Below are 13,049 nucleotides of genomic sequence, written 5' to 3' on the forward strand. Positions count from 1 at the left end.
GGAGAGGAAGCGACCACGATGTCCACTGGTACCCAGGTGGCTCCGGCCATTGACGGAGAAAAGGCGCTCGACGCGTATTACGGGTCGTTCACCAGCGCTCAGGAAAAGGAGGTCCTCACCGTTCCGTTGCGGCTGGTGGAGGCCTGGTCCCGCAACGACGCCGCCGGGGTGGCGAATGCGTTCACCGAGGACGGCGTGATGATCCTGCCCGGGGACGTGTTCAAGAAGGGCCGCGACGAGATCCGTGCGTTCATGGCCGCCGCGTACGCCGGGCCGTTCAAGGGCACCGGCGTCACCGGCCGGCCGGTCGACGTGCGGATCATCGCCGACGACGCCGCCCTGATCCGTACCCACGGTGGCATCCTCGCCGCCGGCCAGACGGAGATCGCGGAGGAGCTGGCCGTGCGCTCCACCTGGGTCGTCGTCAAGCGGGACGGCCAGTGGCAGCTCGCCGGCTACCAGAACAGCCCGCGCGGCGCCGGCGCGACGCTGCGCTGGTGACCGGGCATCCACTCGGACAGGAGGAGACAGCATGAGCACCGAGGGCGCGTCGCTCGTGGCCGGCGCCAAGCAGTGGGCCTCGTACTACGGTGACTTCCCCAACGGGGTGGAAGGGGCGGTGCTGACCGCGCCGCTGCGCTGCCGGGCGGCGTGGGACGCCAACGACGCCGAGGGGTTCGCCTCCCTCTTCATCGACAACGGCAGCATGCTCGTCGGCGACAACCAGCTGATGAGCCGCGACGAGATCCGGACGTACCTCGGCGAGCTGTTCGCCGGACCGTACAAGGGCTCCCGGCTGACCCTGGAGTTCAGCGAGATCCAGGTCGTCTCGGAGTCGATGGCGCTGGCCGTCAGCGTCGGCGGGGTCGTCTACGCCGACGCCGACGCCCTCGCTCCGGCCGACAACCTCCGGATCATGTGGGTCGTCGTCAAGCGGGACGGCGACTGGCGGATCGCCTCCTACCAGAGCAGCCCGATCACCGGCTGAACCCGGCTCCGGCCAGAGCCGGAGCGGGCAGCGGGCCGGCCAGGGCCGGAACGACGAAGGGGTCGTTCCGGCCCTGGACGACGAGAGGAGAAGAGGGACCGATGACCACGACCATGGCACCCTGGGGGGACGCCTCGGCGCTGCTGGCCGCCGCCGGCGTCCCCGAGGACCCGTCCTACTACCGGGGGTACACCGACGCCGACGAGCGGGCGGTGTTGACGGTGGCCATGCGCATCCAGGCGGCCTGGGCGGCCAACGACGCCGACATGTTCGCCGACGTGTTCACCGACAACGGCAGCCTGTTGATGCGCGACGAGCAGCTCACCAGCCGGGAGGAGATCCGGGCGTACATGTCCCGGGGCTTCGCCGGGCCGCTGCGGGGCGCCCGGGTGAAGGGTTGGCCGGTCGAGGTCACCTTCCTCACCGACGACGTCGCCCTGGTGGTGACCGAGGGCGGCATCATCATGGCCGGCCAGGACGACATCGCGCCGGAGAACTTCATCCGGGCCACCTGGGTGATGCTGCGCCAACCCGACGGCCAGCTCCGGCTGGTCTCGCACCAGAGCAGCCCGATCAGGGGCTGACGCCGGCGCGGTCGACGACGACCGCCCGACCGCCGGGGTCGTGGTGACGACGGGATGCCGATCACGGTCACCACGGCCTCGGGGCACGCCCGGTGGGGACCGCCCGGTCCCCGCCGGTGGCGCGGTGACCCGCGACGACAACCGAGAACCTGACCTTGGAGGGTGCAGTGGTGTACGACTACGTCATCGTCGGCGCGGGATCAGCGGGGTGTGTCCTGGCCGCCCGGCTCACCGAGGACCCCGACGTCACGGTGTGCCTGATCGAGGCGGGTCCCCGGGACACCGCCGACAACATCCACGTCCCGGTGGCCTTCGGCACCCTGTTCCGCACCGCCCTGGACTGGGACTACGACACCCACGAGGAGCCGGCGCTGGGCCGGCGGCGGGTCTACCTGCCCCGGGGCCGGGTGCTGGGCGGCACCAGTTCGATCAACACGATGGTCTACATCCGGGGCGCGCGTGGCGACTTCGACGGCTGGGCGCAGCCCGGCTGGGACTTCGACGACCTGCTGCCGTACTTCAAGCGGTCCGAGGACAACGAGCGTGGGGCGTCGGTCTACCACGGGGTCGACGGGCCGTTGGCGGTCTCCGAGGGGCGGGCCAACAACCCGATGTCGTCGGCGTTCGTCCAGGCGGCCACCGAGGCCGGCTACGCGGTCAACGACGACTTCAACGGCGCCACCCAGGAGGGCTTCGGCTTCTTCCAGCTCACCCAGCGCGACGGCCGTCGGGAGAGCACCGCGACCGCGTTCCTGCACCCCGTCCTGGACCGGCCCAACCTGACCGTGGAGACCAACGTCCACGTGCACCGGGTGCTGATCGAGAACGGCCGGGCGGTCGGGGTGACCGGCACCCGGCTGGACGACACGCTGACCGTCAGTGCGTCGCGGGAGGTCATCCTCGCTGCCGGGGCGTACAACTCGCCGCAGCTGCTGATGCTCTCCGGGGTCGGCCCGGCCCCGCTGCTCGGCGCGCTCGGCGTGCCGGTGCTGCTGGACCAACCGCAGGTGGGGCAGAACCTCCAGGACCACGCGCTGATCCCGCTGGTCTACACCCACTCGCAGCCGATCAGCCTGCTCGCCGCCAACCAGCCCGAGCACCTGCAGCGCTTCATGGCCGAGGGCCGTGGCCCGATGACGGCCAACGGGCCGGAGGCCGGCGGCTTCGTGCGGACCCGCGACGACCTGACCGCCCCGGACGCGGAGTTCCTGGCCGCGCCGGTGATGTTCGCCGACAGCGGGCTGGGCACCCCCACCCACCACTCGATCTCGTACGGCCCGTCGATGATCGCCCCGCGCAGCCGGGGGTACGTGCTGCTCGCCTCGGCCGACCCGACCGCCAAGCCGAAGATCGTGCACAACTACTTCCAGGACGAGCGCGACCTCGACGACGCGGTGGCGGCGACCCGGATCGGCATCCGGATCGCGCAGCAGAAGGCGCTGGCCCCGTACACCGAGGGGCAGTTCGCCCCGCCGGCCTCGGACTCCGACGAGGACCTGCGGCACTACGTCAGGCAGTACGCGCACTCGATCTTCCACCCGGCGGGCACCTGCGCGATGGGCACCGTGGTCGACGAGCAGTTGCGGGTCAACGGGCTGGAGGGGCTGCGGGTGGTCGACGCCAGCGTCATGCCCACCCTGGTCCGGGGCAACCCGAACGCCGCCGTGATCGCCATCGCGGAGAAGGCGGCGGACCTGATCGCCGGGGTCGCGCCGCTGCCCCGGCAGGCCGAGGCGGTCGCCCGGTGACCGCCTGCCCCGTTGTTCGTCCCGGTGGACGGCGTCCCGTCCGTCGACCGTACCCGTGCACAGGAGGAGTGAGATGACCAGCGCGACCGAGGCCCCCCCGAGGGACGAACTGGTACGCCGCGCCAGCGGGCTGGTGCCGCTGCTGCGCCAGCACGCGAGCTGGCAGGAGGAGAACCGGCGGCTGCACGACGAGACGGTCGAGGCATTGGCCGACGCCGGCCTGTTCCGGATGCGGGTGCCGCGCCGCTACGGCGGGTACGAGTCGGACACCCGCACCCTGCACGAGGTGATGGTGGAGTTGGGCCGGGGCGACGGGTCGGTGGCCTGGACGGCGTCGGTGTGGGCGATCCCCGGCTGGATGGTCGGGATGTTCCCCGACGCGGTGCAGGACGAGGTCTACGCCACCCCCGACGTGCGGATCTGCGGGACGTTGAGCCCGTCGGCCAGCGGCACCCCGAAGCCCGGCGGCGGGATGGTGCTCAACGGCAGCTGGAGTTTCATCAGCGGCGCCCTGCACAGCCACTGGCAGGAGGTCATCGCGATGGCCCCCGCCCCGGACGGGGTGAACCAGTGGCCGGTGATGGCCCTGGTGCCGCTGTCCGACCTGGAGATCGTCGACGACTGGTACACCGCCGGCCTGCAGGGCTCGGGCAGCATCACCACGGTGGCCCGGGACGTGTTCGTGCCGCAGGAGCGGATCGTGCCGATGCCCGCGGTGCTCCAGGGGCAGAGCGCCTCGGCGCTCAACCGGGACCTGCCGATGTACCGTAACCCGCTGCTCGGGGTGGCGAACGCCTCCTCGGCCGGCACGGTGATCGGGCTGGCCCGGGCGGCCCGGGAGTTCTTCCTGGAGCGGCTGGACCGCAAGATCACCTACACCGACTACGCGACGCAGCGGGAGGCTCCGGTCACCCACCTCCAGCTCGCCGAGGCGACCATGAAGATCGACGAGGCCGAGTTCCACGCCCAGCGGATCACCGACCTGGTCGACACCAAGGGCGTCAGCGGTGAGCCGTGGACGCTGGAGGAGCGGGCCCGCACCCGGGCCGACATCGGGGCGATCTGCCAGCTCGGCCGGGCCGCGGTGGACCTGCTCGGGATGGCCAGTGGTGGCTCGTCGATCCTGCGCCAGGCCCCGATGCAGCGGGTGGTCCGGGACATGTACGCGGTCAACCTGCACGCGCTGATGGTCCCGTCGACGAACCTCGAACTCTACGGGCGGGTGCTCTGCGGGCTGGAGCCCAACTCGCCGTACATCTGAGTGTTGTCCGCCGGACGCGGCGGACGGTGGGAAGAAACGGACCCGCGGCACCGACCGGTGCCGCGGGTCCGCCCGCATGTGCGGTTCGTCACATGTCGGGGCCACCGGCGCCGAGCACCGGACGGACCTCGACCAGGCCGAAGTTGGCCTCCGGGATCCGGGCGGCGTGCCCGACCGCCTGCTCGATGGTGTCGCACTCGATCAGGTAGATCCCGGCGACGTACTCCTTGACCTCGGGGAACGGGCCGTCGGTGGTGCTGATCTTGCCGTCGCGGACCAGGACCTTCTTGGCCTGACCCTGGTCGGCCAGGGCCTCGGAGACGATCAGCTCGCCCGACTCGGCCAGATCCTCCACCAGCGACATGTGCGCCTTGAAGCCCATCTCCCGCTCGGTGTCGGACATGTTCTGCCAGGCGTCCCGGGTCTGCTGGTTGTGGCTGATCATGATCAGGTACTTCATGGGTGCCTCCTGAAGGCTCGAACTATTTGCTTACCCGTATGTCGAAACCAACGAGCCAGCTTCGACATCCAGGCAGAAGCGCACGTGACGTGCGCCGATGTCGAGGAGGGCACCATGAGCACCGGTACCACACCGAGTTCGGACGAGGCGCTGGACGCGTCCGCGGACCGGCCGGACCCCCGTCGGTGGAAGGCGCTGGCGCTGCTCGGCTTCGTCCAGTTCATGTTCGTCATCGACATGACCGTGGTCAGCGTCGCGCTGCCGCGCATCCAGGGCGAGCTCGACATGTCCCGGACCGGGTTGGCCTGGGTCGTCAACGGCTACGTGCTGATGGCCGGCGGGCTGCTGCTGTTCGGCGGCCGGCTCGCCGACCTGTTCGGCCGGCGGCGGATCTTCGTCACCGGCGTGGTCATCTTCGCCATCGCCTCGGTCATCTCCGGGGCCGCGATGACCCCCGAGATGCTCATCTACAGCCGTTTCCTCCAAGGCATCGGTGAGGCGCTGGCCGCCCCGGCCGCGCTCGGCATCGTCTTCCTGCTCTTCTCGGCACCGGCCGACCGGGTCAAGGCGGTCGGCATCTGGGGTGGCCTGTCCGGCCTGGCCGGCACCCTCGGCCCGGTCGTCGGCGGGCTCATCGTCGCCGACGCCAGCTGGCGCTGGATCTTCTACGTCAACGTCCCGGTCGCGGTGATCGCGCTGGCCCTGGTGGGTCGGCTGGTCGGCGAGAGCCGGATGGAGCGCACCGGGCAGAAGTTCAACTTCGCCGGCGTGCTGACCGCCACGGCGGGTCTGGTGGCCATCGTCTACGGCCTGCTCCAGGCCGCCGAGCGGTCCTGGCTCTCGCCGCAGGTGCTGCTGCCGCTCCTCGGCGGGCTGGTGCTGATCGGGCTGATGCTGCTGATCGAGTCGCGGGCCGCCGCGCCGCTGATCCCGCTGCGCTTCTTCACCAACCGCACCCGCGCGGTGGGCTACCTGGTCGGCCTGACCCTCTCCTGCGCCTTCTTCGGCTTCACCTTCCTGACCACCCTCTTCGAGCAGCAGGTGCTCGGCTACTCGCCGCTCAAGGGCGGCCTCTCCTTCATCCCGGTGGGCCTGGGCATCGCCTTCGGCGTCGGGCTGTCCACCGGCATGATCCCGAAGTTCGGTGTCAAGCCGGTGATCATCGTGGGTCTGCTCGGCGTGACCGCCGGTCTGCTGCTGCTCAGCGGGATCTCCGTGGACACCCACTACGCCAGCGGCATCCTGCCCGGCATGGTGGTGCTGGGCCTGTTCTTCGGCCTGGCGATGCCCGGCACCGCCAACACCGCCCTCTACAAGGTGGGCACCCAGGACACCGGGCTCGCCTCCGCCATGCAGAACGTGATGCAGCAGGTCGGTGGCGCGCTCGGCCTGTCGGTCCTGGTGGCGTTGGCCCTGCGGCTCGGTGGGGACCGGCTCGCCGAGGGGGTGGAGGCGAGGGCCGCCGCCACCGAGGGCTACGTGCTGTCGTACCGGGTGTCGGCGGTGCTGCTCGTGGTCGTCGCCGTCACCGTGCTCCTGCTGCTGGACAAGATCGGCCTGCAGGGCGACTGGGCGGAGCCGGCCGCCCAGACCGACGCCGGGTCGGCCACCGCTGACACCCCGTCGGATGACCCCGGTACCGCCGGCACCTCCGTCGACGACCGGTCCAGCGCCCCGCACAAACGCTGACCGGTCGGCGTCCGGGCCGTTGCCGCAGCCCGGACGTCGTATCCGTCCCGACCTGACCCACCCCCCAGGGTCCGTGCGGGACGTGCCGGCCGGCCCTCCCTCGGGCCGGCCGGCACCCGGGGCGGTCGGCCCGCCCCGGCGCGCCACCCGGACCGTCCCCCCGGTCCGGGCCGGAGAAGCCTGCCGTCCCCCCGGCAGGCGTCAGCCCCGCCGGATCCCCCTTCCGGCGGGGCTGACTCGGCCCGCGCGACCAGCACGTCGCGCGGCCCGGCGAGCGTGGGGCGCAGGTCAGCGGGCGGCAGCCTGCGGCACGGCCGCCTCGGTGGCCGGCTTCTCGTCCCGGCGGCGTCGTCGGCCGTTGAGCAGGGCACCGATGAACGTGTACCGGACCAGGTAGCGGTAACTGAGCAGGGTGACCGGGTAGGTGACCAACAGGATGGCCGGGAACTTGACGAACCACGGCACCGCCACCTGCGACACCGCCGCCTGCAGCGCCATCACCAGCGGGAGGTGGACGACATAGACCCAGTACGACGCGTCGGCCACGTACCGGATCGACGGGTTCGGCCGGGACAGGTGCCGCATCGCCGCCCCGATCAGGCCCATCGTCCAGGCCCAGACGGCGAGCGTGTAGACCACCGCGTAGCCGACCTTGTGCCAGCCCAGCGCCTCGGGCTCGGTGTCCGGGGTGAGCCCGACCATCGCCAGCGCCACGCCGGTCAGCACGACCGCCGCCGCCAGGTTGCGGGGGTACCGCCGTTCCCACACCCGGATCACGTCCACCTGGCGGTTGAGCAGCCAGCCGAAACCGAACGCGCATCCGTAGGCGACCAGACCCACCGGGTTGGGGATCAGCCCGTTCTCGGCCGGCGGCACGCCGTACCAGAGCAGCCAGTCCTGCTTGAGCAGGAAGGCGACGCAGAGCGGGGCACCGACGACCAGCGGGGTGAGGTCACGGGCGACGACGCCCCGGACGATCGGGTCGACCAGCCCGCTGCGCCGGCTGCCGTCCGGGTCGACCAGGTTGACCACCGCGCGGACGGCCAGCGCCAGTACGTAGAGGACCAGCAGCCAGTAGAGGAACCACAGATGGGTCAGCGGGAACGTGCTCGGGGTCATCGGGGTGGCCCCCGGGACCTCCTCACCGGCCAGGTTCGCCGCGATGATGATCGCCACCACGGTGGAGAACATCACCACCGGCCAGAAGATCGCCAGCGGGGCGAGGATGCGCACGGCCCGGTTGCGGACGAACCCGCCGGTGCCACGCCGGTGCAGCAGCAACCGGGCGAAGAAGCCGGCGATCAGGAAGAACAGCGTCATCCGGAACACGTGGATGACGAAGTAGGTGCCGTTCATCACCGGGCTCGTCGACACGTCCCCCACCACCCAGGTGCGGGGCTCCAGGAAGGACAGTGTCGTGTGCAGGACGACGCCGAGGAGCAGGGCTCCGGCGCGTACCGCGTCGAGGGCGTGCAGTCGTTCGGAGGCGCTCGTGGCGGCGCCGGGGACAGGGGTCGAGGGGATGGCCATCTTCTGCTCTCCACTACCCGCGGTCTCGGGTCCGTCCCGATTCCGCGCGTTCGTCGGGCGTCGGGAATGGGCGGCGCCGGCCGGTCCGGACATGGTGGTGCGCGTACCGGCCCGACCGGCCGGACGGCACTGAGGGAGTTGCCGTCGACCGCTACCTGGAGGCTATAAAAAATAGACGAGCATGGTCATCCGCACTTGCGGCGAAATTGTTTCATCCTTTGGTTGCCGGCATCGGCCTTTCGGCCTTCCCGGCTGATTTGTCGTTGTCGCAAGTCGATTCCGACGGGCTGTGCGGGCATTGCGCCCCACCATTTGTCGGCGGATCAGGAGCGCTGGGTGGCGCGCAGCCGCAGGAACCGTTGCTCGGGGACGCTGAGGGTGGACCGGGCGGCCAGCAGGTAGTACCGCCGGGCCTCGTCCCGGTCGCCGAGCAGGTCGAGCAGGTGCGCCCGGACCACGTGCACCCGGTGGTTGCCGGCCAGCACCGGGTCGGCCTCGGCGGCGGCCAGCTCGGCGAGCGCGGCCCGCGGTCCGTCCACCATGGCGACCGCCACGATCCGGTTGAGCGCGACCATCGGACCGGGCGCGATGCGGCGCAGGAGGTTGTAGAGGCCGAGGATCTGCGGCCAGTCGGTCTCCTCGGCCCGGGCCGCCTCGTCGTGCACCGCGGCGATCGCCGCCTGCACCTGGTACGGGCCGACCGGTGCGCTGGCCAGGGTCCGGGTGATCAGCGCGACCCCCTCGGCGATCGCCCGCCCGTCCCATCGGGACCTGTCCTGCTCGGCCAGCGGGATCAGCGCTCCGTCCGACGCCGTCCGGGCCGGCCGGCGGGCGTCGGTGAGCAGCATCAACGCCAGTAGCCCGGTGACCTCCGGGTCGTCGGGCAGGTGTTCGTGCAACTGGCGGGTCAGCCGGATCGCCTCGGCGGTCAGCTCGATCCGGTTGAGTGCCGGCCCCGAGCTGGCCGTGTAGCCCTCGTTGAAGATCAGGTAGAGGACCTCCATCACGGCGGCCACCCGCGCCGGGCGTTCCTGCGGGGCGGGCATCCGGAACTCGATGCCGCTGGCCCGGATGCGCTGCTTGGCCCGACTGATCCGCTGCGCGACGGTGGACTCCGGCACCAGGAAGGCGCGGGCGATCTCGGCGGTGCTCAGCCCGCCGACCGCCCGCAGGGTGAGCGCCACCTGGGAGGCCCGGGTCAGCGCCGGATGGCAGCAGAGCATCAGCAGGGTCAGCGTGTCGTCGACAGCGGAGACCGGGCCGGGCTCCGGGCCGGTCAGCGCCGCCACCGCCCGTTCCCGGCGACGGCGGGCGGCGTCGTTGCGCCACAGTTCCGTCCAGCGGCGGGACGCCACAGTGGTCAGCCAGCCCCGGGGGTTGGCCGGCAGCCCCTCCTCGGGCCACTGCACGGCCGCCGCGAGCAGCGCCTCCTGCACGGCGTCCTCGCAGGTGTCGAAGCCGCCGTGCAGACGTACCAGGGTGGAGAGCACCTGCGGCGCGTGTTCGCGCAGCAGGTCCTCGACCTCCGTGGTAACTGTCACGCGTCCGCCCGGGGGGCGTCGAGGACCGGGCGCACCTCGACCAGGCCGAGCTGCGCCTCGGGAATCCGGGCCGCGTGCGCCACCGCCTGCTCGATGCTTGCGCACTCCACCAGGTAGAAGCCGGCCAGGTACTCCTTCACCTCGGGGAAGGGGCCGTCGGTGGCCGTCGTGCGGCCGCGCTCGACCCGGACCCGCCGGGCGGTGGACGGGTCGGCCAACGCCTCGGAGACGATGAGCTCACCGGTCGCGGCCAGCTCGTCGACGAGGGCGGTGTGCGCCTTGACGCCCAACTCCCGTTCGGCGTCGGACATGCCCTGCCACGCGTCACGAGCCTGTTCGTTGTGGCTGATCAGGATCAGATACTTCACCGCACCTCCAAGGTCGGAGATGATTGTCCCACCAGTGGGTCGAAACGGCACCGCCGCTTCGAGACAATACAGAACCGCAGCTCAGGGTGGGTAGTTCGGCGCGGCGGCCGGTTGCCGCGTCGCTTTTGTCGGTGGGCTCGTGGCATCGGGTCGGGCGGGTCGGTGGCCGACGAAATGGAATTCGTCTTTGCGACATCGGTGTTTCCCGACGCTCACCCCCGGTCGGCGACGAACTCCACGATCGACGTTCCGACATAGTCGATCATCTCATCGGTGAGCGCCGGGTAGACGCCGACCCACAGCGTCTGCTCGGTGACGATGTCGCTGTTGGTCAGGTCGCCCACCACCCGGTAGTGCTGGTTCAGGTAGGCCGGGTGCCGGGTCAGGTTGCCGGCGAACAGCTGCCGGGTGCCGATCCGCCGGTCCTCCAGGAACGCCACCAGCTCGGACCGGCTGAACGGCGCGCCCGGCTCGACGGTGATGACGAACCCGAACCAGCTCGGCTCGCTGTTCTCGGTGGCCTCGGGCAGCAGCAGGTGCGGCACCCCGTCGAGCCGCTCGCGCAGCCGACGCCAGTTGCGCCGGCGCAGCGCGGTGAACTCGTCCAGCTTGGCCAGCTGGGTCAGCCCCAGCGCGGCCTGCAGGTCGGTGGCCTTCAGGTTGTACCCGACGTGCGAGTAGATGTACTTGTGGTCGTAGCCTTGGGGGAGCGTGCCGAGCTGGTACTTGAACCGCTTCAGGCAGGTGTTCGACTCGCCGGGCGGGCACCAGCAGTCCCGACCCCAGTCGCGCAGCGACTCGACGATCCGGGCCAGCGCCAGGTTCGAGGTGAGCACGCAGCCGCCCTCGCCCATGGTCAGGTGGTGGGCGGGATAGAAGCTGACCGTCGACAGGTCGCCGAACGTGCCGGTCAGCGCACCGTCGTAGGTGGAGCCCACCGCGTCACAGTTGTCCTCCACGAAGAACAGGTCGTGCGCGTCGGCCAGCTCGGCCATCTCCCGCGCCGGATACGGGTTGCCCAGCGTGTGGGCCAGGATGATCGCGCGGGTCTTCGGGCCGATCGCCGCGGCGACCCGCTCCACCGTGGTGTTGTAGGTGCCCAGGTCGATGTCGACGAAGACCGGCACCAGCCCGTTCTGCAGGATCGGGTTGACCGTGGTGGGGAACCCGGCGGCCACCGTGACCACCTCGTCGCCGGGGCGCAGCTGCCGGTCCTCCAACAGGTCCGAGGTGAGCGCGCTGACCGCCAGCAGGTTCGCCGACGAGCCGGAGTTGGTCAGGTGGGCCTTGCGGCGGTGCAGCTTGCGGGCGAACTCCGACTCGAACCTGCGGGCCAGCGGGCCGGCCGCGATCCGCATGTCCAGCGCGGCCTCCACCAGCGCCACCCGGTCCTCGGCGTCGAGCAGCGCCCCGGAGGGCCAGATCTCGGTCACCCCCGGGATGAACGGCTGATTGGGCTGCCCGTCCTGGTGGAACTTGCGGACCTCGTCGAGCAGCAGCGCTCTACGGTCACTCATGCCCCGATTCCTCCTCATGATCGCGACAGGTGTGCGTACCGGTGGCGGGGCCGGACCGTCCGTGGCCCGCGCCGGTGACCACCGGGGACGCGTGCTGGCGGGCGGTGCTCACGGCCGCCACCGGACGGACGACCCGCCGACCGCCGCCGGCGTCGGCGGTGTTCCGCCGACCAGCCGCTCCAACGCTTCGACGGTCTCGGCCGGCGACGGCTGTGCCGCGACCTCCCGGGCCACCGCCGCGGCCGCGGCCGCGAACCGGGCCTGGCCCAGTACCAGGTCCGCCGCGTCGGCCACCGCTCGCGGGGTCGCCACGTCCAGCCGGACGGCCACCCCCACGCCCGCGGCGGCGATCGCCTCCGCGTTCTCCAGCGCGTCGTCGAACTTGGGCAGCACGATCTGTGGGCAGCCCGCGGCCAGCGCGGTCAGGGCCGAACCCTGCCCGCCGTGGTGGATCAGCAGTCGGCACGTCGCCACCAGCTCCGACAACGGAATCCGGCCGGCGTGGCGGACCGCCGCCGGCAGCGGCGGCAGCTCCCGGGCGGCCTCGTCGTCGATGGCGAGGACCAGCTCGGCGTCGAGGGTGGCCAACTCCTCGACCAGGCCGGTGAGCAGGCCACCCATCCCGCCGCCGGTCAGCTGCGGCAGGACGGTGCCCATGGTCAGCCCGATCCGGGGCCGCGACGACGGGTCGAGCAGCCACGTCGGCACCCGGGCGGCGCCGTTGTAGGGCACCGGCCGCAGCCCGAGGTGCGCCCGCGCGTGCGGCAGTCGCAGGCTGGGCGGCCACGGATCGAGCACCAGGTCGGCCCGGGGCAGCCGGGTCAACCCGAGCCGGTGCAGGTCACCCCGGAGCACCGTCTCGGCGGCGGCCCGGTACTCGACGAGTTCCGCGACCCCCCAGTGCAGCTCGACGTACGGGACGCCCTCGGCACGGGCGGCCACCGGACCGGCGTACTCGGAGCGCTCGGCGAGCACCAGGTCCGGTCGCCAGGACCGGACGGTGGCCAGGGTGCCGGCGAGGTTCCGCGACGCCATTGTCGCGAAGACCTCGCCGTGTCCGTAGGGGTCGTCCTCGATGCCGTGCGGCGAATCCGGCCGCATCAGGTCACGGACGTCCATCCCCGGCCCGCTGGAGACCGCCGGCAGGCCCGCCTGGGTCACCGTCGGCACGAAGTGCTCGGTGCACGCGACCAGCACCTCGTGCCCCGCCGCCCGCAACGCCCAGGCGAGCGGCACGAGCGGGAAGAGATGACCGTGCATCGGTGCGCTGGTGATCAGCACGCGCATCTGCGGCTCCGACGGCTATGGCGCCGCCGGAATGCGCGGCGACGGATACCGGCACTGACTGTTACCAATAGCGGTA

General features: G+C 71.5%; 12 protein-coding genes. 6 read left to right on the forward strand and 6 right to left on the reverse strand.

What is annotated here, in order from left to right; all coding sequences use genetic code 11:
- Positions 1-18 precede the first annotated feature (18 nt).
- From JQN84_RS22235 to JQN84_RS22255, 5 genes are all read left to right on the forward strand, one after another.
- Positions 19-501 carry an SgcJ/EcaC family oxidoreductase gene (locus JQN84_RS22235; protein WP_204960463.1) on the forward strand — a complete coding sequence of 161 codons (483 nt, stop codon included), beginning with the start codon at positions 19-21 and terminating at the stop codon, positions 499-501.
- 31 nt (positions 502-532) lie between these two features.
- Positions 533-988 (forward strand): SgcJ/EcaC family oxidoreductase, encoded by a 456-nt coding sequence (locus JQN84_RS22240; RefSeq protein WP_204960464.1) that lies wholly within the window; start codon positions 533-535, stop codon positions 986-988.
- Positions 989-1,089: 101 nt separating this feature from the next.
- Complete coding sequence (locus JQN84_RS22245) at positions 1,090-1,572, forward strand: SgcJ/EcaC family oxidoreductase (RefSeq protein WP_204960465.1); 483 nt, start codon at positions 1,090-1,092, stop codon at positions 1,570-1,572.
- 170 nt (positions 1,573-1,742) lie between these two features.
- Positions 1,743-3,320, forward strand: a complete 1,578-nt coding sequence (locus JQN84_RS22250) for a GMC family oxidoreductase (RefSeq protein ID WP_204960466.1) — start codon at positions 1,743-1,745, stop codon at positions 3,318-3,320.
- A gap of 73 nt (positions 3,321-3,393) precedes the next feature.
- Entirely contained in the window at positions 3,394-4,581 is a 1,188-nt protein-coding gene (locus JQN84_RS22255; RefSeq protein WP_204960467.1) for an acyl-CoA dehydrogenase family protein, read from the forward strand.
- 88 nt (positions 4,582-4,669) lie between these two features.
- Here JQN84_RS22255 and JQN84_RS22260 read toward each other — a convergent pair whose 3' ends face one another.
- Complete coding sequence (locus JQN84_RS22260; RefSeq protein WP_204960468.1) at positions 4,670-5,041, reverse strand: YciI family protein; 372 nt, start codon at positions 5,039-5,041, stop codon at positions 4,670-4,672.
- Positions 5,042-5,155: 114 nt separating this feature from the next.
- Between JQN84_RS22260 and JQN84_RS22265 the strand changes: the two genes are divergently transcribed.
- Positions 5,156-6,730 carry a DHA2 family efflux MFS transporter permease subunit gene (locus JQN84_RS22265; RefSeq protein WP_204960469.1) on the forward strand — a complete coding sequence of 525 codons (1,575 nt, stop codon included), beginning with the start codon at positions 5,156-5,158 and terminating at the stop codon, positions 6,728-6,730.
- 288 nt (positions 6,731-7,018) lie between these two features.
- Here JQN84_RS22265 and JQN84_RS22270 read toward each other — a convergent pair whose 3' ends face one another.
- The 5 genes from JQN84_RS22270 to JQN84_RS22290 all read right to left on the reverse strand — a co-directional run bounded on the left by JQN84_RS22270 (position 7,019) and on the right by JQN84_RS22290 (position 12,973).
- Positions 7,019-8,260, reverse strand: coding sequence for an acyltransferase family protein (locus JQN84_RS22270; RefSeq protein ID WP_204960470.1), 1,242 nt, complete (start codon positions 8,258-8,260; stop codon positions 7,019-7,021).
- Between the two features lie 323 nt (positions 8,261-8,583).
- Complete coding sequence (locus JQN84_RS22275; protein ID WP_204960471.1) at positions 8,584-9,801, reverse strand: RNA polymerase sigma factor; 1,218 nt, start codon at positions 9,799-9,801, stop codon at positions 8,584-8,586.
- The gene (locus JQN84_RS22280) at positions 9,798-10,169 is read right to left on the reverse strand and encodes a YciI family protein (protein ID WP_204960472.1); all 372 of its coding nucleotides are present in this window, start codon (positions 10,167-10,169) and stop codon (positions 9,798-9,800) included. Before JQN84_RS22280 ends, JQN84_RS22275 begins: the two co-directional genes overlap by 4 nt.
- A 212-nt stretch (positions 10,170-10,381) precedes the next feature.
- Positions 10,382-11,686: a lipopolysaccharide biosynthesis protein RfbH gene (gene rfbH, locus JQN84_RS22285; protein ID WP_204960473.1), complete on the reverse strand. Its 1,305-nt coding sequence runs from the start codon at positions 11,684-11,686 to the stop codon at positions 10,382-10,384.
- A gap of 108 nt (positions 11,687-11,794) precedes the next feature.
- Positions 11,795-12,973, reverse strand: coding sequence for a nucleotide disphospho-sugar-binding domain-containing protein (locus JQN84_RS22290; RefSeq protein WP_204960474.1), 1,179 nt, complete (start codon positions 12,971-12,973; stop codon positions 11,795-11,797).
- Between the last annotated feature and the right edge of the window lie 76 nt (positions 12,974-13,049).

Source organism: Micromonospora humidisoli (genome assembly GCF_016900955.1).
Taxonomy (GTDB): domain Bacteria; phylum Actinomycetota; class Actinomycetes; order Mycobacteriales; family Micromonosporaceae; genus Micromonospora; species Micromonospora wenchangensis.